Source organism: Acetobacter sp. DmW_125128 (assembly GCF_008704325.1).
Classification (GTDB): Bacteria; Pseudomonadota; Alphaproteobacteria; order Acetobacterales; family Acetobacteraceae; genus Acetobacter; species Acetobacter oryzifermentans.
On the sequence record NZ_VHOP01000035.1, the window covers coordinates 12,289 to 38,925 of the forward strand.

Below are 26,637 nucleotides of genomic sequence, written 5' to 3' on the forward strand. Positions count from 1 at the left end.
GACCGCGATGCAAGGCCTTGCCGCCTCATGGAGATTGTATGGCCGGACAGACCGAACGGCACGTGGAGTGTTCGGTATTCTGGCGGTTCTCCTACCTTTACTAACATGGAGTGCTGTAAGCTACCTGCCTTTTATATGGCATCCGCAGGTGCTCATCACTGATCCCGGTGGAGAAGATTATCTTGAATCCGGTATGAGGATGAAGCGCGCAGACTTCAACCGCGCTGTGGATGAGATGCGAGCAAAACAACTGCCCGCTCCACAAGGAATTGCAACAAACCCTGTTTATTTCCCATCCCCTGGAGAGGTGCTGTCAGCCTTCGTGCATGCGTTTACCTCTGCGGCGCCAACTGGTGCAGAGCATTCCATCACGCAGGCTTTCGGGCACAGTATTCGGATTATTTTCTGGGGTTTTGTTATCTCGTCACTCATCGGGGTGCCGTTGGGTGTGTTGTGTGGCGCTTTGCCAGCCATGGCGCGCCTTATTGAGCCATCGGTAGATTTTTTTCGCTACCTGCCTGCCCCTGCCTTTGGCGCACTCGCTGTTGCTATTCTTGGTATTTATGATGCGCCCAAGATTGCTATTATTGTTATTGGCACGCTGTTCCAGCAAATACTTGTTATTGCCAACACAACCCGCAAACTGGATTTTGCCCTTATTGAGGCGGCACGCACACTTGGTGCACGCGGATTAAGACTGCTTTTTCGTGTGGTGATACCGGGGATTCTGCCTGATCTGTACCGTGATCAACGCATCCTGCTAGGTTGGGCTTGGACGTATTTGATCGTAGCGGAGCTGATTGGCACATCATCTGGTATTACGTGGTTTATTACACAACAAGCCCGCTACCAGCATTTTGATAATGTGTACGCGGCTATGGCTCTTATCGGAATTGTCGGGCTGGGTACGGATATGGTTCTGGGCCTGCTGGCACGTAAGTTCTTTACATGGAAAAGGGAGAATGCCTGATGACCCAAAATTCTCTCCCTGACTATCGCATTTTACCGCCAGATGTGGCTGAACGCATGGCGCACATCAAACAGCGTGAATGTGTATTGAAAATTGACCATGTTGGAAAAGTATTCACCCAAAAGCGTAACCAGACCATAGCGCTGGAAGACATCAATTTAGACATCCATCGGCGTGAATTTGTATGTGTTGTTGGCCCATCCGGTTGCGGTAAATCTACACTTATCCGCATTCTTGCCGGGCTGGAAGACACGACCATAGGGGGTATCCTTGTGGATGGAAAACCAGTAAATGGCCCCGGCCCTGATCGCGGCATGGTGTTTCAGAAATACACGCTCTTTCCATGGATGGATGTGTGCCGCAATGTAATGTTTGGCATTGAAATGGGCGGAACTTCCAAGGTGGAAGCGCGCCGAGAAGCCATGCAATGGCTCCAGATTGTGGGGCTGGAACAATTTGCATCTTCTTTCCCGCATCAGCTTTCAGGCGGCATGCAACAACGCGTTGCCATTGTGCGCGCATTAGCTGCACGCCCACGCGTGCTGCTAATGGATGAATCCTTCAGCGCGCTGGATGCCCAGACACGCCTGAAAATGCAGAATTATCTGATGGAGATCTGGCGCAAAATAGACATTACCATTGTGTTTATCACCCATGATCTGGATGAAGCCATTTATCTGGCAGACCGGATACTTGTGCTTAAGCCACGTCCGGGCCGGGTAGAGGAAGTTATCGAAGTACCGCTTTCCCGCCCCCGCCGGGCTACACAGATGACCTCAGACGAATTCCTCGCGACAAAAGCCCATCTGGAGGCACTCATTCGCTCCTTTGGTGATAACACCGAGGAAACGGATGAAGGAGCGGAAGATTTCAACATCCCCCTCCTCACCCTCGTAACAGATAAGGCGGAATAGGACGAACACTCATGAGCAGCCGGGAAACAAAAGAACAGGTCAGCCGTATCAGCGTTTCTCTGCCACCGGGGATCTTGCACGAACTGGATGCCATGGTGGCCGAAAAAGGCTATGCCAGTCGTTCACAAGCCATACAGAACATCCTGCATCAGGAGCTTATGGCATCACGGAAAGACTGCGCTGAGGAGTTGATGGCTGGTGTCATCATTCTCTTTTACAACAACGCCGCAACGGGTCTTTCCCAAAAACTGGCTGAACTGCAATACGAAAATCTGGCTGAGGTTATCAGCTCCCTGCATGTCAACCTCGTGCGCCGTCAGACACTTGAGGTGCTTCTGGTGCAAGGGCAGGTCAAAAAGCTTCAGGAGATTGCAGATCAGTTTATGACGCAATCTGGGGTTATTTCGGGAAAACTCCATCTTATTGCGTCTCTTATTCCGCCTGTTCATGAAAAAGGCCGTCCCCCACAGCTCGACACTGTGCCGTGCTGAATATCATTTTTTCAATTCACTCCACTCCACAATACAGGAGCGTTCCATGCAGATAGATCAACAGACCCCCGAATGGTATCGCGCCCGCTACAACCAACTTCGCGATCAAGCATTGCTCAAGGAAAATAGTGCACGCCCGGCTGCTGCGCCTATTGAAATGGCAGAAGGCAGCGTTCTGCACCGTGAAACCATACCGGGAGGTTGGTACTGGAGCACACTTTTACCACGTGGGCAGGCGCTGCGGCTGATCAATACCCATGGCAATAATGGTGTTTCCGTAGGCATTTGGAACGCAGATGATCATAGTGAACGTTACAACGCGGGTGACACCATCAAACTGCAATGGACCACATGCTTGACAACAGGGCGTGTTCTGTTCTCTGATATGGGGCGTGTACTTGCTTCCATTATCAATGATTCCTGCGGCTTTAGTGATACACTCATGGGTGGCAGCACGCCGCAAAGCAATGCGCGCAATTTTGGTAATGCGGGCTTGCGTAATACCCGGAACAATCTGCGCCTGATTGCTGGCAAGCATGATATGGCCCAGCATGATGTTACATCCTGCATCAGTTTTTTCTCTCATATCAGCACGCAAGCAGATGGCAGCTTCCGCTGGGTTGAAGGCGATGTGCAGCCGGGGGACTATGTAGATCTGCGTGCAGAAATGAATCTGCTTGTTGCTGTCTCCAACTGTCCGCACCCGTTGGCACCAGATAAAACCTTTGCCCCTGCCCCAATTGATGCCGTGCGCTGGCAAGCTCCTGCTTTTAAGTCAGATGATCTTTGCCGGACATTTTGCGAAGAAGCCCGCCGTGGCTTCGAAAACACAGATCCCCTCTTTGCCTGATCCAGGAACCAGACCCATGCCAGAATATGATATCAGCAAAGTTTTCTCTGCCATCACTCTAGATCAGGTTGTGCCTGCCCGCGTGCCGTGGTCTGGCGTTGTGCGCAAGGGGCAGGTTTTGCGCATTATTGACCTTGAAAGCCAGCAGGCGGTGGATGCCCTGTTCTATAATGCACACGCTTATTACGAACGTTACAGTGCGCAAGACACTCTTCTGAATCAGGGATCTGCCTATATTGGTAAAGGTGGACGCCTGTTTTCTAACGAAGGCAATGTGCTCATGACAGTTGTGGAAGATACTTGCGGGCGCCATGATACGCTGGCCGGTGCCTGTAGCTGTGAATCCAATACTGTACGCTTTGGGCACGAAACAAAATATATGCATGCATGCCGTGAAAACTTCCTTCTGGAAGTAGAAAAATACGGCATGGGCAAGCGTGATATCGTCAATAATGTTAATTTCTTCATGAATGTTCCCATTATGCAAAATGGTGAACTGGTTATTGACGATGGGCTTTCCATCCCCGGTGGTTTTGTTGATTTGCGTGCCGAAATGGATACGCTTGTTGTGCTGTCAAACTGCCCACAGGTCAACAATCCCTGCAACGGTTTCACACCCACGCCTATCCGCGTGGTTATTGGTGACCCCGCTTCTATTTGACACACCGAAAGATTAGCTATGTTCACTAAGGTTCTCATTGCCAATCGTGGAGAAATTGTCCGGCGTGTCAGTCGCACACTCCAGCGCATGAACATCGCTTCTGTAGCGGTATGCTCGGAAGCAGATCGCTTTACGCCCCCTGTTCTGGAAGCAGATGAAGCCGTGCTGCTCGGTCCGGCTGCAGTAACAGATAGTTATCTGAACATGGATGCTATTCTGGATGCCTGTTCCAACACGGGCGCACAGGCTGTTCATCCCGGTTATGGGTTCCTTAGCGAACGTGCGGAATTTGCTGAAAAACTGGCCGAACGCGGTATTCGCTTCATGGGGCCACGCCCTGAACATATGCGTATGTTCGGCCTTAAGCATACAGCGCGTGAGCTGGCCAAACAGAACAACGTGCCGCTCCTGCCCGGTTCTGATATCCTGAACTCAGCCGATGAAGCCGCAATTGAAGCCGCGCGTATTGGTTACCCCGTCATGCTTAAAAGTACGGCAGGTGGTGGCGGCATTGGCATGCAAGTGTGCCATAACGAAACAGAATTGCGAGATTGCTTTGCTGCGGTCTCTCGTATGGGCGGCAATAATTTTGGCGACGCACGTGTTTTTCTTGAAAAATTCATTGCCTGCGCCCGCCACGTTGAAGTGCAAATTTTTGGGGATGGAAAAGGCAATATTCTCACGCTAGGTGAGCGCGATTGTTCCCTGCAGCGCCGCAACCAGAAGGTTATTGAAGAAACCCCGGCCCCCGGCCTTTCAGATACAACCCGCCAAGGCCTGCGTGAAGCAGCCCGTGCATTAGGTTCTGCCGTTGCATATGAATCCGCTGGCACGGTGGAGTTTATCTACGACACCGAAAGTAGCGAGTTCTATTTTCTTGAAGTAAACACCCGGCTACAGGTTGAGCACTGCGTTACCGAAGAGGTATTTGGCATAGACCTTGTGGAATGGATGGTACGCCAAGCAGATGGCAGTCTGATCTTACCACCGCAGGACAGCCTTATTCCGCAAGGCGTGGCAGTGGAAGCGCGTGTTTATGCTGAAAATCCTGCCGAAAATTTCCGTCCCTCAACTGGTCGCCTTACCGAGGTAAGTTTTGCACCAAACGTGCGGGTAGATGGATGGATAGAAACCGGCACCGAAGTAACCCCTTACTACGATCCAATGCTGGCAAAAGTTATTGCGCACGGGGCTACGCGAGAAGATGCCTTCCATAAACTTCATGAGGCTCTTTCTCGCTCCCGCATAGGGGGGCTGGAAAGCAACCTAGATTACCTACGTGCCATTACATCGGCTCCTGCCGTGCTTGAGGGACGTGTATTCACAGGTCTTCTCAATAACTTTGCCTATATGCCAACGACTATTGAAGTTATCTCTCCGGGTTTGCAATCTACCGTGCAGGACTGGCCCGGGCGCATTGGATACTGGGATGTAGGTGTGCCCCCCAGCGGCCCTATGGATGATCGCAACTTTCGGCTGGCTAATCGCATTGTTGGCAATGCGGATGGTGTAGCGGCTTTGGAGTTCACCGTTTCTGGCCCGGTTCTTCGCTTTAACGCTCCTGCCGTCATTGGTCTTTCTGGGGCATTTATGCCTGCCACGCTGGATGGCAAAGAGGTGCCTTACTGGGAACCTGTTGCGGTCAAGGCCGGTCAGATTTTAGCTTTGGGGCAGATTAAGGGGGCTGGCCATCGCACTTACCTTGCCATTCGAGGGGGTATTGATGCACCGCTTTATCTGGGGTCTTGCGCCACATTCATGCTTGGGCAGTTTGGTGGCCATGCTACAGGCCAATTGCGTACGGGTGATGTTTTACGCCTTGCAGCCCCACAGGCAGATGCGCGCCCCACAACCACCATTGCGCAGGAAGATCGCCCCGAGCTAACCCGCATGTGGGAACTGGGCGTGCTATACGGCCCACATGGCGCGCCAGATTTCTTCCGAGATGAAGATATTGCAGAGCTATTTTCCAGCGAATATGAAGTGCACTTCAACAGCGCACGCACTGGTGTTCGGCTGATTGGGCCTAAACCACGCTGGGCACGCACAGATGGCGGTGAAGCTGGACTGCACCCCTCCAACATTCATGACAATGCTTATGCCATTGGTGCAATTGATTTTACAGGGGATATGCCCATCCTGCTGGGGCCGGACGGCCCCAGTTTGGGTGGCTTTGTGTGCCCAGCCGTGCTTGTGCGTGATGAATTGTGGAAAATGGGGCAGTTGCATCCCGGAAACAAAGTGCGTTTCCGCCGCGTGCAGCCCCAACCGCTGAACGTGGATTTTCTGCCAGCTCCTATTATGGGTGACAGCCCTATTCTCTTTCGTTCGGAAGGCGAAATCCCAGTTGTGTACCGCCGTGCGGGTGAAAACTATCTGCTGCTCGAATTCGGCCCGCCAGAACTGGACGTTACATTGCGGCTGCGTGCGCAACTCGTGCTGGAACGTCTAAAAGCCGAAGCCATAAAGGGTATTATAGACCTTACGCCCGGTATTCGCTCCCTACAGGTGCATTACAATCCTGATGTCATTCCTCTTTCCACTCTGCTGGAAACCCTGCATGGCATTGAGCAAGCTCTGCCTTCAGGCGATGATGACATTGTGGTGCCAAGCCGTATCGTGCATCTGCCCGTATCATGGGATGATGAGCAGGCACGCTTGGCCATGCAGCGTTATCAGGAGCTTGTACGGCCAAATGCGCCATGGTGCCCTTCTAACATTGAGTTCATACGGCGTATTAACGGCCTTCCTTCCATTGAGTCTGTAAAGAACATCATCTTCAGCGCCTCTTACCTTGTTATGGGGTTAGGCGATGTTTATCTGGGTGCCCCTGTCGCCACCCCTATTGATCCGCGCCATCGGCTTGTAACCACCAAATACAACCCCGCCCGTACATGGACACCAGATAACGTGGTGGGTATTGGCGGAAGCTATATGTGTATCTATGGCATGGAAGGCCCTGGTGGTTATCAGCTATTTGGTCGTACCACGCAGGTTTGGAATACATGGCGCACAACAGATGTGTTTCATGAAGGTACGCCGTGGCTTTTAAGATTTTTTGATCAGATCCGTTTCTATCCTGTTTCGCATGATGAGCTGATGGAAGCGCGTGCTGCTTTTCCGTATGGCCGTTTTTCCGTCAAGATTGAGGAAACACAGTTCAGCCTGAAGGAATATCGCGCTTTTCTTGAAAGCAATAAGGAAGAAATTGCCGCTGCTCAAGCCCGGCAACAAGCCGCCTTTGAAGCCGAACGGCAAGACTGGATTGCGAAGGGCCTTGATACATTCGAGGAAGAAACGAATGATAATCAGGCTGATGAATCTATCCTACCCGAAGGCCATATGGGGGTGGATAGCCCCGTACCCGGCAACGTATGGCAACTGCCTGTAAACGTGGGGGACCACGTTAAGGTAGGCGATACAGTCGCCATTATTGAATCCATGAAAACGGAAATGAAGATTTCCTCCCCAGCCACCGGTATCGTGACTGAAATTCTCTGTCGCAAAGGGCGCGAAGTGCGAGGTGGTGAACGCATTATGGTTGTCCGCACAAGCTGATTTTTTATGCTCCTCCAACGCTGATAGAACAGGAAAAAACATGACCCTGCCCAATATGTTGCAGATCACCCCGCTGCTTTCCGCCTATCGCGCCGGAACGCTTACGCCTACCAACATGGTGCATGAAGTTATTGCACGTATTGATGCCTATACCACCCAAGATCCGGCTGTGTGGATCAGCCGGGTTCCAACAGAAAAGCTCTTGGCCCGCGCTGCTGAATTGGAAAGACAAACTGCCGCTGATCTTCCGCTTTACGGTATTCCGTTTGCTGTAAAAGATAATATTGACGTTGCAGGTTTGCCCACAACCGCTGCATGCCCGGCCTTTGCCTACACGCCCCAAGAAAGCGCTGAGGTTGTACAACGTTTGGAAGCTGCGGGCGCTCTTGTTATCGGCAAAACCAACCTTGACCAGTTTGCAACTGGCCTTGTTGGAATGCGCTCACCTTATGGCCAACCACATTGTGTGTTTAACCCTGACTATGTTTCTGGCGGTTCAAGTTCTGGGTCTGCTGTTGCTGTTTCCGCTAGGTTGGTATCGTTCGCACTTGGCACAGATACGGCGGGTTCGGGCCGCGTGCCGGCCGCATTTAACAATATTGTTGGGCTTAAACCATCACGAGGTGTACTCAGCACATATGGCCTTGTTTCTGCCTGTGAATCTCTAGATTGTATCTCAGTTTTTGCAGGTTCAACGGCTGATGCGTGGGATGTTGAGCAGATTGCCGCTGCACCAGATGCACGCGCACCCTACTCGCGTGTACGAGATATCCGGCCATTACCCCTTACAACCTTTCGGTTCGGGGTGCTGAAACAAGAAGATCGGTTTTTTGATGGTAACGCGGCAAATGCTGCGCTCTATGCCCATGCCATTGATCTGCTTGAACAGATGGGCGGTACGCCCGTTGAATTAGATTTTGCCCCCCTAAAGGAAACCGCAGCCCTACTTTATAGCGGCCCCTTTGTGGTGGAAAGATTAGCCGCGATAAAGGATTTTTACAGCACGCATCGTCAGGATATGGACCCAACAGTTGGCACCATCATTGATGGTGCCCAAAAATATACAGCCACAGATGTGTTTGAGGGCATTTATCGCCAACACAGCCTCCAGCAAACAGCACAACGCATGTGGGCTGACTTTGACATCATGCTGCTGCCAACGGCGCCGCGTATTGTTACAAAGCAGGAGGTTATTGAGCAACCCATTGCAGCCAATAGTTTGCTGGGAACCTATACCAATTTTGTAAATCTGCTTGATATGGCAGCCTGTGCTGTACCTGCCGGTTTTGCGCCAGATGGCCTTCCTTTTGGGGTAACATTTATTGCCCCGGCCTTCACCGATCAGGATTTGGCCAAATTGGCCGGGCGTTTTCATGATGCTTTAAATGAAGCTATTGGGGCAACACGCACGGATAAACCCGTATCAAAAGAAGCCAATGATACTCTAGCCCATGATCGTGTGCTTCTGGCTGTGGTTGGAGCGCATCTCGAAGGCTTTCCCCTTCACTGGCAGCTTGAGCAGGAACATGCTGTTTTACGGAGTACCACACGCACGGCCCCAGATTATCGCCTGTTTGCCCTGCCCGATGCCACGCCCCCCAAGCCGGGCCTTGTGCGCGAACGGGGCTTTAAGGGTAATGGGCTGGAAGTGGAGGTTTACGAGCTTGATGCCGCAGGCTTTGGGCGCTTTGTAGCTTCTGTTCCACAACCCATGTCCATCGGTCGGATTACGTTAGAGAATGGGAAAGAGGTTTGCGGCTTTCTCTGTAGTGAAGCCGTGGCCCGTAGTGGTGTCGATATTACGGAAACAGGTGGCTGGCGGTATTACATGCAGACGCAGTAAACAACACCTAAAGTCTCATCTTCAAGGCAAGTATATTATGAGGTGCTGCCTGCTTTAGTGGAGGGCTTTCGTTATCCAAAAGTCTCGATAATTCACATTATTGTAGGGCCATTGTGATCTTGAGTAACGGCCCTTTATGATGACTGTTGTTCTTGAGAGAAATGGAGAGTTCACCCAATGACTACCCTCGGTTTAGTCGATGCCGAACAGCGCAACATGGTGGCTTCATTTCCGGCCTTCGATCCTGAACAGGATGATTTGATGGCATTCCGCCGCGACTTGGTGGAAGGAACAACAGCTCTTTTAAATTCCAGATCGATTCAATATGAGGAGCAGTTGGTTCCCGGCACTGATGACGCTCCTGATGTTCGTATCATCTTGTTTCACCCACCTAAATCCAAAAGAACAACGTCTGCTATTCTCTATGTTCATGGTGGCGGGATGATTGCAGGTACGCCCGACATGCAGGCTGGCACACTTGGCCGACTGGCATCTGAAACAGGCACCATGATTGTCTCGGTTGATTATCGGCTTGCACCCGAAGCGCCTTTCCCTGGTGGTCTGGAAGACGTTTATGCTGCCCTTATATGGCTGCATGACTGTGCGGAAGAAATGGGGATTGATTCCGATCGTATCATGGTTATGGGCGATAGTGGTGGAGGTTGCCTAGCTGCCGCCACAACCCTTCTGGCGCGTGATCGTGGCAAGGTGAAATTACACGCCCAAGTTTTAATTTACCCAATGCTTGATTTGCGCACAGGTGGTGCAAATGCACCTTCTGATGATCCTACAACTGGAGAATTTGTCTGGACACGCGCCCAAAACCAACACGCATGGTCTGCCGTGCGTGGAAAGCTGGCGGCTGATGATCCGCGGTTTGGCTATTTATCACCCGCCTTCATGCCCGATCTCTCTGGATTGCCAGCAACATTCATTATCACGGGTGCACTGGATCTGTTTCGTGATGAAGATATAACTTTTGCGCATCGCCTATGGAAAGCGGCCGTGCCAACAGAACTTATCGTTTATGCAAACGCAGTGCATGCCTTTGATCTGCTACCTTCTGCCCTTGGCGAACGTGTGCGCCATGATGTGTTAGAAGCTGTGCGTCGCCTGCTCTAATGCGCACATATCTGTTATTTTGGTTTTAGAATTAGGGATAATTTGTAGAAGGAACATTCTTCCATCACTTGCAAATCTGTTACCAATTACGGACACTCCTCTTTCTCATGAAACACGCATAACTTTGTCATAATACGATAGAGAGTTGTGTTATTGAGCGCATGAACATGGCAGATAAAGGGAATTTTCGGTGGATACAGAGCATAAACAGATTTCTGAAGACACCGATCAACCCCAGCCTACCGAAACACCTGTACTGCAAATCGCGCTACAAGAAGCCGTAAATGCAAGCCTTTGGGAAAACAGTGTTCCCATTCTTGAAGAGCTTGCCTTCGACAACAAAACCGATATCGAATATCCTACTGTTGAAATTAGCATCAGCAGTGAACCCCCGTTTCTTACGCCGCGTTCATGGATGTTGCAGCAGGTTCGGCCCCAAGAACTGCGTGTGCTGAATGACCGTGATATCACGCTTGATGGGGCATTGCTCTCTGCCCAAACTGAAGCATCCAAAGCCGTAGTAACTGTTACCGCACATGCCGGAGAGCAGGAATTAACCAGAATCACCCGTGATGTTCGTGTATTGGCACGGAATGAGTGGGGCGGCCTATGTGGTATTCCCGATATTCTTGCCGCATTTGTTTTACCGAATGACCCTGCGATAGCCCGTATTTTGCGCACTGCTTCCGATATTTTACGGCAGGCAGGGCAATCTCCTTCTCTGGAAGGGTATCAGGGCGATAAAGCCAGAGTATGGGCGCAGGCACAGGCGCTTTGGTGTGCCATTTGTGGGTTAAACATCACCTATATCAACCCTCCTGCATCGTTTGTAGAACATGGGCAACGCATTCGCCTCCCCTCTCAGGTGTATGAAGAACGGCTTGCCACCTGTCTGGATACCACTGTTCTATTTGCCGCCTGCCTTGAGGCCATAGGCCTGCGCCCCTTGATTGTCCTTACCAAAGGGCATGCCTTTGCGGGGTTCTGGCTTTCTCAGCAGGATGCGGGGGCATCTATTGTTCAAGACCTTCCGGGCATACGTAACCGGCTGAAACTTGATGACCTGCGGGTTTTCGAAACAACGCTGGTAACGGCGGCCCGCAAACCCGGCTTTGCAACGGCTTGTGAGCGCGGAGAAGCCAACCTGCGTGATATCGGCGATGATGATGAGGACGCATTCCGCGAAATTATCGATGTGCACCGCGCACGTCTTCGCCGCATTCGCCCACTTTCTACGCCGGGTTCTCATACAGATACCAATCTTGATGAAGCCTCGGAAGATGCTTCCGAACAGCCGCTCTTTGAAGCTGCTCCTACCTTGCGGGAAGAACGGGAGGAAGAACAGCTACCAGATCGCCCGGCTGATCGTGTTCAGCGCTGGTGCAATCGCCTTCTTGATATGTCGGCACGCAACCGCCTGCTTAATCTACCAAAGTCTGACCGTCAGCAGATTGAAATTGATTGCCCAGAGCCAGCAGCGCTGGAAGACATGCTGGCAGACATGCGTGCTGGCGGTAACGCCAAACCTTTGCGCTTTATTTCCGCACCAGACCTGATGGATGAAGCAGACCCCCGCAACAAGGCGCTTCATCAAGGGCGCCATCATGAGGATACCGCACGCGCCTATGCTATAGAGGCTCTTACGCGGCGTGAGATTGTTGTTCCGCGCAAGAAAGAGAACCTCCAGAACGCCCTTATCGAGATTTATCGTCAAGCCAGAGCCGCCGAACAGGAAGGTGGCACAAACGTGCTCTTTCTAACCATAGGAGCCTTGGCTTGGACACCACAGGACAAGAGTAAACCTTATCTGGCGCCGCTCATTCTTGTTCCGGTTATTCTGGAACGGGCCAGCATCAAATCTCCCTTTACGCTGCGCGCCCATAGCGATGAAACCCGCATAAACACAACACTGCTGGAAATGCTGCGAGCGGATTATGATATCCGCATCCCCCTACTGGAGCATGAAAATCTTCCCGAAGATGCTTCGGGGCTGGATGTGCCAAAAATTATCGAAGCGTTCCGGCTTCATCTACGCCATATTCCGGGCTGGGAAATTCGTGAACACGTTAGCCTGACAACATTAAGTTTTTCAAAGTTCTTAATGTGGAAAGACCTTCTTGAACGGCGCGACAAGCTCGCTACCAATGATGTTGCAAGCCGCCTGTTAAATGGTGTCAAAGAAACAGAACAGGAGGGTGCAACACCATCCGTCAGATTTGATGATTCTCAGGATCTTGATACAGCATTGGCTGAAGCCGATCTGGTTTGCCCGATGGAAGCAGATTCATCACAACTCAAGGCTGTTGCGCGTGCGGCTGCGGGCGAAAATTTTGTGCTGATTGGGCCGCCCGGAACAGGTAAAAGCCAGACCATTGGCAACATTATTGCCAACACCCTTGCGCAAGGCCGCACCGTGCTGTTTGTGGCCGAAAAACGCACTGCACTAGAAGTTGTGCGTAATCGGCTGGAAAAGCTGGGCATTGCTGAATTCTGTCTGGATCTGTTTTCGCCCAAAGCCAATAAAATGGGTGTGCTCCAGCAATTTCAATCTGCTCAAGCCGCGTTGGAAGATTTTCAGCAAGAAGAATACGCACACACCAAACAAGCGCTTGATGCATTGCGCCTTGAACTGAATGCTTATGTTCATGCGCTCCACACCCCATACCGAAATGGCTGGACGCCTTACCGCGGTATTGGCATGACATTGCGTGCGCAGGAAGAAAAAATCGTACGCGTTCCTCTTGAGTGGCTTAATGCTGATACGCATTCAAAAACAGATTACGACAACCTCGTGCAGGCCGCTGAAGACCTTGCCACACTGTATGCCCGTATTGGTGATATTGTTGTATCGCCCCAATTAGCCGGGCTTGAGCAAACAGAATGGTCTCCGCTATGGGAGGCTCGGTTGCTGGATACAGTCAATGGAACACTGGCAGCCTTGGGAAAGCTTCGCAACGCGGCACATGATGTAGTCAAGGCGCTTGCGTTAGGGGCAGATGATTTATCGTTTGTGCGCCTTGGCCAGATTGATGCGCTATGTGCACATTTATTACAGCCACATGCAGCAGGTTGGGCGTTTGGAGATACCGCTCAGGACATTTGCGATCAGGTGCTTGCTGAAAAAGAACATGTTGCCCAACACAGCGCCTTGACTGAAGACCTGAATACACGTTGGAAAGAAAGCGTTGGCACACTGCCTGTGTCTGACATTCTTGCTGAATGGCAGACAACAAAGGATAAATGGCTCTTAGCCCGTTCCATGGGGCAAAAATCCATCCGCAAGCGGTTGAATGATCATGCCATAGCGATGCCGGAAGATTGCGAAAGCGATCTGGAAAAGCTGGTGGAACGCAAGACTATAGCCAGCAAGCTGGAGGAAGCACCGCACAAGGCACATATTGGTGCTCTATGGCGCGGTCTTGATACAGATTTCGATCAGATAAATCTTGTTTTTGAATGGGGCCAACGCGCCAGAAGCCAGCTTGCCGGGTGTATGACAGATACTGCCGCCCTTCTTTCAGCTCGTGCTCATCTCAAAACCTTATTGACAGAAGGGCAAGACCTGCTGGCACTGGGCGGCAGTGTTCATACTGTAATAACGCAGTATCGGGCTGCCTTTTCATCACTAGAAGCAACCCTAAAAACACTCGCCGAGTGCAGTGCCAGTGATATCAGCACCTTGGTAAACCCTAAAGCTGCTGACTGGCTCAGCGAAATCCAGGAAAAACTACAAAACTGGAAAAACTCTGCGCGTGAATTACGAGATTGGTGTGCATGGCAACGTGCCTGCCACCATGCAGCACAACTGGGCTTAACACCGCTGGTGACAGCAATTGAGCACGGTCTGGTTACGCCAGAAGATGTTCTTTCTGTTTTTGAGGCCAATTACGCCCGCTGGTGGACCATGCATGCCGTAAGTAATTCCGCATTGTTAAGCGGTTTTGTGGCGGCAACTCATGAAGGCCGTATCCTCCGTTTTCGTGAACTTGATGAAAAACTGAAAAACCTTGCCATACGGTTGATACGCGCACGCTTGGCAGGAAAAATTCCGGGGGAAGCTGCGCGGCAGCACGATCCCGAATACAAAGTATTAACCCGCGAAATTGCAAAAAAGACACGTCATCTTCCTGTGCGCCAATTGGCAGAGAAAATGCCCAGCGCCCTGCGAACATTAACCCCATGCCTGATGATGAGCCCGCTTTCAGTTGCCCAATATCTACCAGCAGATGCAGAACCTTTCGATCTGGTAATTTTTGATGAAGCATCCCAGATTGCAACATGGGATGCCATTGGCGCTATTGGCCGGGGGAAACAGGTTATTGTTGTTGGAGACCCCAAGCAGCTTCCACCAACAGACTTTTTTGTGGCAGGCAGAGCTGCTGACGATGTTGCGACATCCGATGAAATGACAGACCTTGATTCCATCCTGGACGAATGTCTTGGGGCTGGTATTCCTGCCATTAGTCTGGAATGGCATTATCGGAGCCGCCATGAAAGCCTGATCGCTTTTTCCAACCAGACATATTATAGCGGCAACCTTGTTACCTTTCCCTCACCTGTTACATCCGATCAGGCTGTGTCGTTCCGTTTTGTGCCCAAAGGTGTTTACGAACCCGGACGCAACGGGTCCCACACCAACCCTGTAGAAGCACGTATGGTCGTTGCGGAAGCAGTAAAGATCATGCGTGATGGGCGTGAACGTTCGGTTGGTATTGTAACCTTTAATGGTGAACAGCAAAAACTTATTGTGGATCTTCTGGAAGCAGAAGTTCGCAAAGATCCCAGCCTTGAAAGATTTACAGGTGATGCGGCACCAGAGCCTCTGCTTGTAAAAAATCTGGAAAATATTCAAGGTGAAGAGCGCGATGTTATGCTGTTCTCTCTAACGTATGGGCCGGATGTTACGGGCAAGATCTCCATGAATTTTGGGCCGCTTAACCGAGATGGTGGTGAACGGCGCCTGAATGTTGCCATCACCCGCGCCAGAGAGCAGTTGATTGTGTTCGGGTCACTCCGTGGCGATCAGATTGCAATTGAGCGGACGCGTGCCGCAGGTGTGCGTGATCTGCGCCGTTTTCTGCTATTTGCTGAACGCGGTGCAACAGCACTGGCAGGTGCACATGAAGGTTCCGTAGGCGGTTATGACAGCGTATTTGAAGTTGAAGTTGCAACCATGCTGCGCACCAAAGGCTGGAATGTTACAACGCAAGTGGGTGTATCCGGCTTCCGTATTGATCTGGGTGTGATTGATCCTGATCTTCCCACCGCATTTCTGGCTGGTATTGAATGTGATGGTGCCACCTACCACCGAAGCGCCACTGCGCGTGATCGGGATAGATTGCGGCAGGCTGTCCTGGAAAACCTTGGTTGGAATATCCTGCGCATTTGGTCTACAGACTGGTGGACCAATGCGCCGCGTGAAGTAGAACGGATTGACCGTGCCTTGAACGGCTTTTTGGAAAAAACCCGCAAAAAACGCGCTGAACAAGCAGAACACGATGCCGCAATGGCTGCTGCAAGCCTGAATGAAATTGTCCCCGAAATAGAGGAAATTTCGGCTCCTCCGTTGGGTACACAACAAATAGAGCCACCCCCACAAACCTCAGCCCCCGAAGTGTTGGCAATATCTGCACCACCAACGGAACCCCTTTACGCCAAGGCTCCGGCTGAGAGTGTTGCACCAACAACTGAGAAACCAGTTATTGATCCCTCACGCTTTAATCAGGAAGATTATCTTCAAACCTTAACACAACTGATTCATCAGAGTGTGGATGAAGCAGGCGTTATACGTGAAGATGTGCTGATCCAGACACTCTCGCGCGATCATGGCTTTGCACGGGTGAACAGAGATATCCGAGAGCGTATTCAGCGCGCTGTTCCTTCATCACTTGGCCGCACAGAAGAAAATGTTGGCGTATTCCTGTGGTCAGAGCGCCTGCCTGTTTCTGCACGCCTGCCTTTGGCGTCATGCGCTTCAGAAAAAAATGTAGATCCTGCCAAGGTACCCCTGCCCGCTCTTGTGGATCTTGCCTGTCGCGCCATTGCGATTGATTGTCCGGATGATGAAGCCATTACGCGTATGCGCGATGCCTGCGGCATGAGCCGAATGGGGCAAGCAACACGCACGCGCTTTGCTGAAGCTTTGCAAGCAGCACGCCAGATAAATACCAATCAAGACGAGCCATCATTCTGAAACAGCATTACTCATGATAGCCGCCCGGCAATCAGGCTGCACGGGTTGGGCGGTGATCACCCGCAACGGTTTCACCAAAAGGCCCCATGTTGTTCAGGTTCGCCTTGCCATGCACAGAGTGTGCGGTTGGCAGATTGGGCAACACGAGTTCACCAAACCGATAAACTTCCTCCAGATGCGGGTAGCCAGAGAAAATGAATGTATCGATACCGAGCCTACGGTATTCATCAATACGCTCGGCTACAGTATCCGGGTCTCCTACCAAGGCAGTTCCTGCCCCACCACGCACAAGCCCCACACCCGCCCATAAGTTGGGGCTGATTTCCAGTTTGTCGCGACGCCCCCCGTGCAGTGCGCTCATACGCGCCTGACCTACGGAATCCATCCGAGCAAAAACTTTCTGAGCTTTTGCAATTGTTGCATCATCCAAATGACTGATCAGGCGGTCAGCCTCGTGCCATGCTTCTTCTGCCGTTTCGCGCACGATAACATGCAAGCGAATACCAAAGGAGACCTCTCGCCCCTGTGCATGCGCTAATTTGCGCACATGGCTGATTTTTTCGGCCACCTGTGCTGGAGGCTCACCCCATGTCAAATATTTGTCGATTGATTTGGCAGCAACATGCGTGGCTGCTTCTGATGATCCGCCAAAATACAAAGATGGACCATTATGCTGATATGCAGGAAACAGCAGACGACCATCTTTTATTGTAAAGTGTTTTCCTCCAAAATTAACATTCTCACCACGCAGCAGCGCACGGAAGATATCAAGAAATTCATCTGTGATTTCATATCGTGTGGCATGATCGGCAAATAGCCCATCCCCCGCATTTTCAGCCGGATTACCACCTGTTACAATATTGATCAGCAACCGTCCGTTAGAAAAACGGTCCAGCGTTGCGGTCATGCGTGCAGCCAAAGTGGGAGATAACAAGCCGGGTCTTACGGCTATCAGGTAACGCAGTTGTTCTGTAATGGGCGCCAAAGCTGAGGCTACAACCCAACTATCTTCGCAACTCTGCCCGGTTGGGATTAAAACACCATAATACCCTAGTGTATCAGCCGCTTTTGCAATTTGCTGTAAGTAGGGCAAATCAACTGGTCTGCCGCCTTTTTGTGTACCCAAATAGCGACTGTCCCCATGAGTGGGCAGGAACCAGAGCACATTGATCTTATCAGGAACTGCGTAGGACATGATTAGGATACCTTGAAAAATGTTTCTTGGGGGAAAAGCGGTTCAGCCGGAACCTTGAGTGCGTAAGATGCGCGATAACGGCCACGCTGCTGCACAGTCGTCGTTATCAGGCCAATAAAGTCACGCGCTGTTTCAAACGTGTGGTAGTGGCGCAGGTTGATGTCATCAATCCGTAGAGAAAAACCCTGAGAGGAACGTACTTGATATGTCATTACGACCTCGTTGCTTATTATATAATAACTACTCCAAATGCGTATTCCGCAGGCCAACACGCTAACGACTACAAAAAATGAGTCAATAAAATTATCACTATTATATATAGTTTTATATGCATTTTTAGGTTTGAAACAATGAATTTTCTACCAGAAATTGCTTTCTAATTTTTGTTATTATATTGTTTTTAAAAAATATATTCTTATATAAACAACAAATTTTTATAGTGCATTATGGAAGAAACACTTTTTGATAACATACGCAAATAAGCGCCTATATAGGTTTTAAAATGCCCTCTTTCTGTGAATCGAAGTTGATCTGATCGGTTTATAACATTTCCGAGCCAAAATTCTCTCATTGACATATATATTCACGTCATAAATGTTGTATCTTATTACCACCTTATAAAAATGGTGAAATATATATTCCATGCCGATTGATCTACAGACCGAGCACGATGCCATTGATGCAGCCACGCATCTCAAACAGCAGTTTGCCGCACGGGCAGCTCATCATGATCGCACTGGAGTTTTTGCTCAGGAAAATATTGATGATCTACGTCAGGCAGGGCTGCTGTCTTTACGTATATCTACACCACAGCGCCCTACTCCATTCACTCTAGGCGTTGTGCAGGATATTGTTGGACAGATTGCTCAGGGTGATGCTTCTACGGCGTTGGTTATGGTCAATCATTACATGGTGCGTGCCGCTATTGCTCATCATGAATTTGGATCTGGCAACACGGCCTGCTGGATAGAAGATGAACAACATGATCAATTACTGAACATCCTGCTAGCGGAACCAGATCTTGGGTCTACATCTCAGGGTGGACTGCCCAGCACAGTTGCCACTCGTACAGCAACCGGGTGGATTTTAACCGGGCGCAAGGCATATGTAACAGGCATTCCCGGTTTATCTTGGCTTTTGGTACGCGCCCGCACGAGTGATGATCCTGCACAGGTTGGCACATTTATTGTGCCTGCCAAGGCAGATGGTATCCATGTTCTTGAAAACTGGGATCACATCGGTATGCGTGCCAGCAATAGCCATGAAATCACGTTTACAGATGTTACCCTGCCTCCTGATGCTGCTCTGGAACTTTATGCGCCTGATACACCCCCCGCAGGGCGCAATACCCTCGTTATATGGAATACTGGCCTCTTGGGTGCTTTGTATAATGGCATCGCAACATCTGCTCTGGCATGGTTTTGTGAGTTCCTGAAAAACCGTGTTCCATCCAATCTAGGAGCGCCGCTGGCAACATTACCTTCAATGCGCGATGCAGTAGGTGGATTTACCATTACATTGCACATGCATGCCATGCTGTTACGGCTTTACGCCACAGATGTAGAATCTGTGCGCCCACCCCACGAACTGAAGGCCCATGCCGCGGTTATAAAGACGCGTGTTGTTGATGCTGCTGCTGATTTCACATCCGCTTTACTTGGCTTGGCAGGTAATGCTGGGTTATCGGCCCATAACCCGTTAGAGCGTGCTCATCGCGATGCGCTATGTGGGCGTATTCATGCTCCACATGCAGAATTACTCAGGCGAATTGCGGGCCAGAAGGCTCTTTCATAAATTCAGAAACATTTCTTGCTACTGGAAAAATCATGACAACAGCGCCCGATCGTGCTCCTAATTCTTCTGTGCTCCCCGCCATTCTTAACCGTTGGTCTCCACGAGCATTCCAGCCAGAAGCTATTAGTCAAGAAGAGTTGCTTTCGCTTATAGATGCTGGACGATGGGCCCCTTCTGCCTATAACATACAGCCTTGGCGCTTTATTTACGCACGACGCGGCACGGCAGAATGGGAGCGCTTTTTATCATGGCTCATACCATTTAATCAGTCATGGGCAGAAAATGCATCGGCCATCATTTATGTGGCATCTCAAACCATAACACTCTCAAACCGCACAGGAGAGCCTTCTCCGCTGCCAACCCATGCATTTGATACAGGTGCCGCCGCTGTTCTGATACAAGTTCAAGCAGCGCATAACGGCTGGGCAACGCACCCCATAAGTGGCTTTGACCACGCTTTGGCCCATGCTGGTTTGGAATTACCAGAAGAATACGAACTGCATGCAGCCATTATTCTTGGTCGACAGGGGAAATTAGAAACTCTACCGCAAGACCTGCAAAAACGTGAGGTTCCCTCTGGCCGGAATTCTCTCAGCACAGTTTCTTTTGAAGGAAGATGGAATTCTTCAAAAGAAACCAATATGGATGAGTAAATGCCATGAGCTGGAAGGTTAGAAAAACCAAGAGGTTTTGAGAACCTTCCATGTTATGGATGAAGGATACCCGCCAATTTTTAACCTCATCTTCCTAAGTAGAATGGTTTTGATTTTTATAATAACAAAATTTTAGAATTCAATTCGGGCCGTTACTTTGAAGGATCGCCCAGGCTGAGTGTAGTAGCGCTCGGAAAGGGAGCTGGATGACTGACCATAAGGAAGTGACGCCGCATTATAATATGCTTTATCAAAAATATTGTACATTCCAGCCTGAATACGCAAAGGTTTGTAAAATGATGGGCTATACCAACCATTCAGATCAAAAATAACATATCCGGGTGTTTTCCACTGGTTGGTTAATGCGCCGGTTGAAGTCAGATACTTGGCATTGTCACGCCCAGAAGCAAACGTGCCCGACAGATCTGCGCCCCAGCGTTGTGTTTTATACCCAAAACCGATAATTCCACGGAAAGGCGAAACCGAGCTTAGGTGGAAGTTCATATTCTGGTCACGGCCATCTGCATAAGCCAGTGACCCCCATACGTGCCAGTGATCATCAAATGCCCAGTTTCCGCTGGCTTCCACCCCATAAATACGTACATGTGCCAAATTGGTATAGCCATAGCAGAGCATATAGCCAGTACAGCCGCTTATACCCATCATATCTATAAAGTTATGGTAGTGGTTATCGTAGAAAGAAAGCTTGGCACCTCGTTCTGAATTTCCATATTTCATGCCAACTTCCCACCCTCGGCTACTTTCAGGCTTAAGATCTGGGTTGCCAACAACCTGATACACTGGTGGAGTGCTGTAGTTTAAATATTCCTCGGTTGCAGAGGGTGCGCGGTATGCCTCGGCATACTGTCCATATAGAATAACATCTTTGGCAATGCGCGCTTCTACTAGAATTTTTGGCGAAAAATGAGACCCATGCGCACCGTGCGGTAGCCCCGCATAACCAGCATTGGCCATATAGGAAGCCGTATTGTGTGTGTCTCGCTGGAAATAATCAAACCGGAAACCCGGCGTAATATGCAGCCACTCACCACGGCCAATGCCAATGCGGTCTTGTACAATCGCCCCCATATCCGTGCCGTGTACTTTAGGCATATCCGAAAAATTATCATGAGTATAAGCATTTGACAGAGCACGCTGGCCAGTTTGGGTCTGGTAGGTATCTGTTAGAAAGACCTCTCCTCCGTAAGTGAGGGCATGATGCAACGGACCGGTGAAGATGTTGTTTGTGGCTGAACCCGTTACGCCGTAGGATTCCACAGGCAATGTGAGATGCTGGTGCACATAGGCTGTCGGTCGGGTTGGATCATTGTTTGTAATATCCGTATCAGTCTGAATACTTTGCCAATACGCCAGAAAATGCGCTTCGCTAAACAGGTCTGTTGGGCTGCTCGCCTGATAATCATAATTGGCAGATACGCGCGAGCGTTGGTTCTCGCTGCGTGTGCGATAGACATTTGTTGCCGTTGTTTCTGATGTTCTGGTGCGTTCATTATAATTTCGGTCAAACCATTCGCCCGTTAGGCCTATTCTATGGCCACCAGCAAAATAGTGCCGGACTTTACCAAGAAAACTACCTTGCTCATACGATGCTGGGTCTTTTGCAGTACGTGTTCGCCCATACCCGTAAGTATCGCCTCGGTTTCCAGTTTCGCTTCCGTCCTGATAGCCACCCTGAAGCAAAAATACTGTGTTTTTATAGCGTGCAGCAAACGCCTGATTAAGCAATGCGGCTTCACTTGCTCCATTATAGGTAAGTTTAGTGAGCCCCCCAAAGGTTTTGCCGGGTTTAAGCAAGTCCTCTGGGTCCAGCGTGCGCAATGCAATAACACCACCCAGCGCGCCCGTACCAAAAAAGCTGGAATCTGCGCTTTTAACAACGTCTATTGCACCAAGGGAATTGAAATCGAAATTGTTAACACCCCCTTGCGCAGAATTGAAAGAACCAGCATAGGCCCCATCGTTTGCCCATGGCATACGCACGCCATCTATGGTGGTGAGAATTCGGTTTTGGTCCAGACCACGAATGTTGATACTGGAATTACCATTACTATAGTTAACCGAGGCATCTATTCGGCGTGCATAGTCTTCCAAGCTATCTATCTGACGGTCACGCAATGTTTTGAGGGTTGTTGTGGTTGTTAGCACACCGGCTTTACCTACCGCGCTGTGATCCTTATCTGGATTAAACTTCATGGAATCCAGAATGTCTGTTGTTCCACTTACCTTTACCGGACCCAGAATGACTGTCTGGGGAGAAACTGCACCAGGTTTATTGGTATTTTTACCAGCATGCGCCTGCGCGGCAGTTTCTGCCTTGGGGGAAGCAGATTCTGTTGTGGCGGCAAAAGCCGGTGTTACACAAGCATATGCCAGAGCTGTTGTTGCCAGCATCTGGTAACGCATAACCCGGTAGAAAAAAGGTTGCGTTATCATTGTACATCCACATTGTTAATAATGAGAATCATTATTATTTTATGATGCACAGGGAGCGGTCTCCCATCAAGCTCTTATTGCGCATGATTATCATTTGCGTTAAATAAGTCACACATGCGCATCTCTCTGCATGCGTTTATGTCATAAAGGCCAATAACATGACCAAAATGTCCGATCCCCTTTCACTTTCTCTTCGCCTTAAAGACGCAACCCACACGCTCCATGAAGATCTGGACAAAAGCATCATGGCGCATGGTCTGTTCTCCAGCGCCGAGAAATACAAAAGTTTTGTGCAACTTCAGTATTTATTCCATCGGGATATCAATGATCTGTACAAGCATGACCAACTGCTAGAGATCATTCCTGATCTGGCTACCAGAAACCGCTTTGCACAAGTTTGTCAGGATATGCGAGATCTTAACCTACCCTTTCCTGAAGCAGGCTCTTCTATATGTATCCAAGATGCTTCAACCGCCGTAGGCTGGCTATACGTGGCAGAAGGTTCGAAACTTGGTGCAAATTTTTTAACAAAACTGGTTGAAAAACTGGGCTTTACCGAAAACTTTGGTGGACGCCACCTTGCCGCAGACCCTGGCGGCCGAGGCCCATCCTGGAATGCATTTAAAAGCGCTATTGACCTTGCAGGGTTTGACCCAGTTCTAGCTACAGCCGGGGCTAAGTCTGGTTTTATGCGCGTGAAAAACTATATGATAACGTCTGACACGCTTATCAGCACATCAAACTGATTTTCTGAAGAAATAAAAATGACCTGAAATCCAAAGGAATTTCAGGTCATAAAGTTACTATAAGATGGCAGATAAAGGATATCAGACTGTCACATCCTGCAATACGCTGAATCCTTCAAACACAGGAGGCCCGGCAGTTAGCGCACGGCCCTGCCCCGCACCTGCATGTGCCTGCCGAAACTGCTCAGACTGCGTCCAGTCTACAAATGCATCGTATGAATCCCATACCGTGTGAGAAGCGTAAAGCCTACCTCCATCCTTTTCTGGACCTTTTAAAAACTGGAAACTAACAAAGCCTGGAACAGTCTTTAATAAAACCTCACGTTCCAGCCAACGCTTCTGGAAGGCATCTTCATTTCCCGGTGTCACCAAAAAACGGTTCATGGCGATATATTGAGACATATCCTGATCCTTTCCTGTAACTATTATTGGTAAATCATATCATGTGGCAAAACGTAGGGCTTGCCGCTACCTACGTGCATGCGCACCCGCCCTTCTTCCAGCCCAAACACATGGCTGGCCAACGCGTTGGTTAAAACCTGCTCCGGTGCCCCCTGCGCAAAAATGCTTCCCTCGTGCATCACCACAATGCGGTCTGCGCAGGCAGCGGCCCAATTCAGATCATGAATAACCAACACCACACCACCGCCACTTGTGGCATGGGCGCGCGCAAGATTAAGAACCAGATGCTGCCGAGACAAATCCTGAGCCGAGATCGGCTCATCCAGCAGCAAAAAACCTGGAGGGCAGTCCGTGCCATGCACGGCAGCCTCCAGTTGCATCAGAACCCGCGCCAGATGAACACGCTGCCGCTCCCCTCCGGACAGATCCATAACATCGCGCTCAGCAAAAGCAGCCAATCCAACCCGTTCAAGCAACTTTCCGGCAAGCTCAAAACGGACTGGAGCGCTCATGAATGGAGCAGAAATTTGCCCGCCCATTGCCACCAACTCACGCAGCGTGAACTGAGCCCGCAACGGAGAGTCCTGCATTAACATAGCCCGGCTGGCCGCCAGCCGAGCAGACGAAAATGTGGTTATAGGAACATCATCAAGCTGCACATCACCACTGGTTGCGGGCAATAAACCGCTAACAAGGCGCAGCAATGTGCTTTTACCAGCGCCATTTGGCCCGATAATAGCCGTTAGCTGACCAGGCGCGAAGTCTAGAGAGGCTCCATGCACAATATCTTTGCCACGAACACGCCAGCCCGCATTACGCAAGGAAAGCTTCATGCCAGTTTTTCCCTGTCATGAGTGCGTGTTAGCAGCCAGACAAAAACTGGTGTACCTAAAACCGCGGTTACAATTCCCACAGGCACATCTGCGGGCATGGCAATAACGCGCGCCAACGTATCTGCCGCTATCAACAGAATTGCCCCTAACAAGGCGCTTCCCGGCAGTACCAGCCGATGATCTGGCCCTGTCATCAACCGCACCAAATGGGGAACCACAACGCCTACAAACCCAATGGCCCCAACAAAAGAAACCGTAGGGCCAACAGCGCAGGCAACCGAGAACATAGCGCACCGTTTGATACGCTCCACAGGATACCCCATCAGCCTTGCATCACTCTCTCCCAGTAACAGGGCGTTCAGAGGCATAGCCAGACGCGCTGTTACCCACGCAGCCACCAACAGGAAAGGACATAACAAGCCTATGCGTGGCCATGTTGCCCCCGCAAAACTGCCCATCGTCCAAAAAGTTAGATCACGTAATGCCGTGTCATTCGCGCGGAAGATAAGGATGCCGGTTAACGCACCAGAAAACGCGCTGAACGCCACTCCTGCTAGCAGGATCATGCTCACAGATGTAGCACCGCCACGCGTTGCAAACATATAAAGCAAACATGCAGCAACAAAACTGCCCAACATACCTGCGGCGGGAACGGCCCATGCCGTGCTCATGATTACCGCATGCACGCCCCCACCCCCTAAATCCAGCCATGCTCCGCCCAATACAATCATGCAGGCCGTAGCCAAAGCCGCCCCTGAGGACACGCCAATCAACCCGGGGTCCGCCAACGGATTTCTAAAAAGCCCTTGCATAACAGCACCGGCCACGGCCAAAGCCGCCCCTGTAAGCCCGGCCATAACAACACGAGGGCCGCGAATCTGAGTCAGAACAACCCGGTCTGCAAAACTATCTGCCTGTGTACCACCAGGCCACAATGCCGTAAGGTGTACGCCTGTTGCCCCAACGTTGAGAGAAACTGCCATAACCAGCATTAATAATGGCAACAAGGCACACAGCAACAGAACAACATGCCGCCGCATCATCATGCAGGGTGACTCACCGCCGCCATCATTCTGGCAAGGTCTAAAGCAGCCTGAGGCGTACGGGGGCCAAAGCCTAGCAGGCGCTCTCCTTCCATGCTCACAAAAGCATTGTTACGCCCTGCTAGAGTAAGCTTGAAGCCGGGATCTGCCTGCAAAGCTGAACGGAGAGTGGTTGCTGTTTGATCCATGAGCAGAATAATGTCTGGCCGAAGGGCTACAAGATTTTCCTGATCCACAATCTTGTAACCTTGCATATCAGCACCGGCGTTAACACCTCCGGCAAGGCGGATCATGGCATCTGCTGCCGTTCCTTTACCTGCTGCCATAGGGCGGTTATTTGTCATGCGCATGACAAATAATACACGCGGCTTTTCTGTATGCACGGTGCGCCATGCATTCAACTGCCCGAACTGCTCGGCAATAGTGCTGCACAACTGCTCACCTGCCGGTTGAGCCCCAACAATATCAGCTAAAAAACGGGTGCGCTGTTCAATAGCTTCAGAAGATGGAGTGGCATCTACAAACACGACAGGAACACCTGATGCCACAAGCTGATCCATAGCTGCGGGCGGCCCTGCATCGTTCATGGTCAACACAAGATTCGGCCGTAGGGACAAAACCCCTTCAGACGAGATGGCACGCATGTAACCCAGATCTTTTTTCTCTTTTCGCGCTACTTCTGGCCATGTGGAAGTTTGATCCACCGCCAAAATCGCACTTGAGCGGCCTAATGCGTACAGTGTTTCGGTTATAGTGCCACCAATGCTGGCTATTCTTGTTGCACCGTGGAGTGTAATGCGTCGGCCTCGGCAATCTGTAACAATACGAGGTGTAACCTCATGCGTTACATCTTGTGCCAACCCGGCCTGCGGCATGCAGGTTGAGGCCATTCCAAAAGCCAGCATGGCGCCCAAA

18 protein-coding genes and 1 pseudogene are annotated in these 26,637 nt (G+C 50.5%); 12 read left to right on the plus strand and 7 right to left on the minus strand.

The window, feature by feature from the left end; genetic code table 11:
• Positions 1 to 7: 7 nt before the first annotated feature.
• The 9 genes from FKW19_RS10825 to FKW19_RS10865 all read left to right on the plus strand — a co-directional run bounded on the left by FKW19_RS10825 (position 8) and on the right by FKW19_RS10865 (position 16,602).
• The gene (locus FKW19_RS10825) at positions 8 to 970 is read left to right on the plus strand and encodes an ABC transporter permease (protein ID WP_006115502.1); all 963 of its coding nucleotides are present in this window, start codon (positions 8 to 10) and stop codon (positions 968 to 970) included.
• On the plus strand, positions 970 to 1,884 hold the full coding sequence (locus FKW19_RS10830; RefSeq protein WP_089179025.1) for an ABC transporter ATP-binding protein: 915 nt from the start codon (positions 970 to 972) through the stop codon (positions 1,882 to 1,884). Before FKW19_RS10825 ends, FKW19_RS10830 begins: the two co-directional genes overlap by 1 nt.
• 11 nt (positions 1,885 to 1,895) lie before the next feature.
• Positions 1,896 to 2,375: a CopG family ribbon-helix-helix protein gene (locus FKW19_RS10835; RefSeq protein ID WP_006115504.1), complete on the plus strand. Its 480-nt coding sequence runs from the start codon at positions 1,896 to 1,898 to the stop codon at positions 2,373 to 2,375.
• A 46-nt stretch (positions 2,376 to 2,421) separates the two neighbouring features.
• On the plus strand, positions 2,422 to 3,225 hold the full coding sequence (locus tag FKW19_RS10840) for an urea amidolyase associated protein UAAP1 (protein WP_089179026.1): 804 nt from the start codon (positions 2,422 to 2,424) through the stop codon (positions 3,223 to 3,225).
• A 16-nt stretch (positions 3,226 to 3,241) separates the two neighbouring features.
• Complete coding sequence (locus FKW19_RS10845) at positions 3,242 to 3,886, plus strand: urea amidolyase associated protein UAAP2 (RefSeq protein WP_063354085.1); 645 nt, start codon at positions 3,242 to 3,244, stop codon at positions 3,884 to 3,886.
• An 18-nt stretch (positions 3,887 to 3,904) separates the two neighbouring features.
• Complete coding sequence (locus FKW19_RS10850; RefSeq protein ID WP_089179027.1) at positions 3,905 to 7,444, plus strand: 5-oxoprolinase/urea amidolyase family protein; 3,540 nt, start codon at positions 3,905 to 3,907, stop codon at positions 7,442 to 7,444.
• Between the two features lie 40 nt (positions 7,445 to 7,484).
• Complete coding sequence (gene atzF, locus FKW19_RS10855) at positions 7,485 to 9,287, plus strand: allophanate hydrolase (protein ID WP_089179028.1); 1,803 nt, start codon at positions 7,485 to 7,487, stop codon at positions 9,285 to 9,287.
• Positions 9,288 to 9,464: 177 nt separating this feature from the next.
• Positions 9,465 to 10,409, plus strand: a complete 945-nt coding sequence (locus FKW19_RS10860; RefSeq protein ID WP_089179029.1) for an alpha/beta hydrolase — start codon at positions 9,465 to 9,467, stop codon at positions 10,407 to 10,409.
• Between the two features lie 190 nt (positions 10,410 to 10,599).
• Positions 10,600 to 16,602 (plus strand): DUF4011 domain-containing protein, encoded by a 6,003-nt coding sequence (locus FKW19_RS10865; RefSeq protein ID WP_089179030.1) that lies wholly within the window; start codon positions 10,600 to 10,602, stop codon positions 16,600 to 16,602.
• 31 nt (positions 16,603 to 16,633) lie between these two features.
• Here FKW19_RS10865 and ssuD read toward each other — a convergent pair whose 3' ends face one another.
• Positions 16,634 to 17,797: an FMNH2-dependent alkanesulfonate monooxygenase gene (ssuD, locus tag FKW19_RS10870; RefSeq protein ID WP_089179031.1), complete on the minus strand. Its 1,164-nt coding sequence runs from the start codon at positions 17,795 to 17,797 to the stop codon at positions 16,634 to 16,636.
• Positions 17,798 to 17,799: 2 nt separating this feature from the next.
• Positions 17,800 to 17,967 (minus strand): annotated as a pseudogene (locus FKW19_RS10875) (LLM class flavin-dependent oxidoreductase); the annotation flags it as partial.
• A gap of 472 nt (positions 17,968 to 18,439) precedes the next feature.
• Here FKW19_RS10875 and FKW19_RS10880 point away from each other — a divergent pair.
• On the plus strand, positions 18,440 to 19,591 hold the full coding sequence (locus FKW19_RS10880) for an acyl-CoA dehydrogenase family protein (RefSeq protein WP_089179033.1): 1,152 nt from the start codon (positions 18,440 to 18,442) through the stop codon (positions 19,589 to 19,591).
• Positions 19,592 to 19,623: 32 nt separating this feature from the next.
• The gene (locus FKW19_RS10885) at positions 19,624 to 20,244 is read left to right on the plus strand and encodes a nitroreductase family protein (RefSeq protein ID WP_089179034.1); all 621 of its coding nucleotides are present in this window, start codon (positions 19,624 to 19,626) and stop codon (positions 20,242 to 20,244) included.
• A gap of 132 nt (positions 20,245 to 20,376) precedes the next feature.
• On the opposite strand, the gene FKW19_RS10890 is transcribed toward FKW19_RS10885, so the two are convergent.
• Entirely contained in the window at positions 20,377 to 22,698 is a 2,322-nt protein-coding gene (locus FKW19_RS10890) for a TonB-dependent hemoglobin/transferrin/lactoferrin family receptor (protein ID WP_089179035.1), read from the minus strand.
• 158 nt (positions 22,699 to 22,856) lie between these two features.
• Between FKW19_RS10890 and FKW19_RS10895 the strand changes: the two genes are divergently transcribed.
• On the plus strand, positions 22,857 to 23,444 hold the full coding sequence (locus FKW19_RS10895; protein ID WP_089179036.1) for a biliverdin-producing heme oxygenase: 588 nt from the start codon (positions 22,857 to 22,859) through the stop codon (positions 23,442 to 23,444).
• Between the two features lie 81 nt (positions 23,445 to 23,525).
• On the opposite strand, the gene FKW19_RS10900 is transcribed toward FKW19_RS10895, so the two are convergent.
• Genes FKW19_RS10900 through FKW19_RS10915 form a run of 4 tightly spaced genes read right to left on the minus strand, consistent with a single transcriptional unit; the run spans position 23,526 to position 26,627 of the window.
• Positions 23,526 to 23,846: an antibiotic biosynthesis monooxygenase gene (locus tag FKW19_RS10900; protein WP_089179037.1), complete on the minus strand. Its 321-nt coding sequence runs from the start codon at positions 23,844 to 23,846 to the stop codon at positions 23,526 to 23,528.
• Positions 23,847 to 23,869: 23 nt separating this feature from the next.
• Entirely contained in the window at positions 23,870 to 24,679 is an 810-nt protein-coding gene (locus FKW19_RS10905) for an ATP-binding cassette domain-containing protein (RefSeq protein ID WP_089179038.1), read from the minus strand.
• Positions 24,676 to 25,725 carry an iron ABC transporter permease gene (locus FKW19_RS10910; protein ID WP_089179039.1) on the minus strand — a complete coding sequence of 350 codons (1,050 nt, stop codon included), beginning with the start codon at positions 25,723 to 25,725 and terminating at the stop codon, positions 24,676 to 24,678. Before FKW19_RS10910 ends, FKW19_RS10905 begins: the two co-directional genes overlap by 4 nt.
• Positions 25,722 to 26,627: a hemin ABC transporter substrate-binding protein gene (locus FKW19_RS10915; RefSeq protein WP_089179921.1), complete on the minus strand. Its 906-nt coding sequence runs from the start codon at positions 26,625 to 26,627 to the stop codon at positions 25,722 to 25,724. The genes FKW19_RS10910 and FKW19_RS10915 overlap by 4 nt, the downstream gene beginning before the upstream one ends.
• Between the last annotated feature and the right edge of the window lie 10 nt (positions 26,628 to 26,637).

What these genes read in the sequence shown, in the direction of transcription:
- FKW19_RS10825 (WP_006115502.1), top strand. Translation starts at nt 8, where the DNA reads ATGCAAGGCCTTGCCGCCTCATGGAGATTGTATGGCCGGACAGACCGA.
- FKW19_RS10830 (WP_089179025.1), top strand. Translation starts at nt 970, where the DNA reads ATGACCCAAAATTCTCTCCCTGACTATCGCATTTTACCGCCAGATGTG.
- FKW19_RS10835 (WP_006115504.1), top strand. Translation starts at nt 1,896, where the DNA reads ATGAGCAGCCGGGAAACAAAAGAACAGGTCAGCCGTATCAGCGTTTCT.
- FKW19_RS10840 (WP_089179026.1), top strand. Translation starts at nt 2,422, where the DNA reads ATGCAGATAGATCAACAGACCCCCGAATGGTATCGCGCCCGCTACAAC.
- FKW19_RS10845 (WP_063354085.1), top strand. Translation starts at nt 3,242, where the DNA reads ATGCCAGAATATGATATCAGCAAAGTTTTCTCTGCCATCACTCTAGAT.
- FKW19_RS10850 (WP_089179027.1), top strand. Translation starts at nt 3,905, where the DNA reads ATGTTCACTAAGGTTCTCATTGCCAATCGTGGAGAAATTGTCCGGCGT.
- atzF (WP_089179028.1), top strand. Translation starts at nt 7,485, where the DNA reads ATGACCCTGCCCAATATGTTGCAGATCACCCCGCTGCTTTCCGCCTAT.
- FKW19_RS10860 (WP_089179029.1), top strand. Translation starts at nt 9,465, where the DNA reads ATGACTACCCTCGGTTTAGTCGATGCCGAACAGCGCAACATGGTGGCT.
- ssuD (WP_089179031.1), bottom strand. Translation starts at nt 17,797, where the DNA reads ATGTCCTACGCAGTTCCTGATAAGATCAATGTGCTCTGGTTCCTGCCC.
- FKW19_RS10880 (WP_089179033.1), top strand. Translation starts at nt 18,440, where the DNA reads ATGCCGATTGATCTACAGACCGAGCACGATGCCATTGATGCAGCCACG.
- FKW19_RS10885 (WP_089179034.1), top strand. Translation starts at nt 19,624, where the DNA reads ATGACAACAGCGCCCGATCGTGCTCCTAATTCTTCTGTGCTCCCCGCC.
- FKW19_RS10890 (WP_089179035.1), bottom strand. Translation starts at nt 22,698, where the DNA reads ATGATAACGCAACCTTTTTTCTACCGGGTTATGCGTTACCAGATGCTG.
- FKW19_RS10895 (WP_089179036.1), top strand. Translation starts at nt 22,857, where the DNA reads ATGACCAAAATGTCCGATCCCCTTTCACTTTCTCTTCGCCTTAAAGAC.
- FKW19_RS10900 (WP_089179037.1), bottom strand. Translation starts at nt 23,846, where the DNA reads ATGTCTCAATATATCGCCATGAACCGTTTTTTGGTGACACCGGGAAAT.
- FKW19_RS10905 (WP_089179038.1), bottom strand. Translation starts at nt 24,679, where the DNA reads ATGAAGCTTTCCTTGCGTAATGCGGGCTGGCGTGTTCGTGGCAAAGAT.
- FKW19_RS10910 (WP_089179039.1), bottom strand. Translation starts at nt 25,725, where the DNA reads ATGATGATGCGGCGGCATGTTGTTCTGTTGCTGTGTGCCTTGTTGCCA.
- FKW19_RS10915 (WP_089179921.1), bottom strand. Translation starts at nt 26,627, where the DNA reads ATGCTGGCTTTTGGAATGGCCTCAACCTGCATGCCGCAGGCCGGGTTG.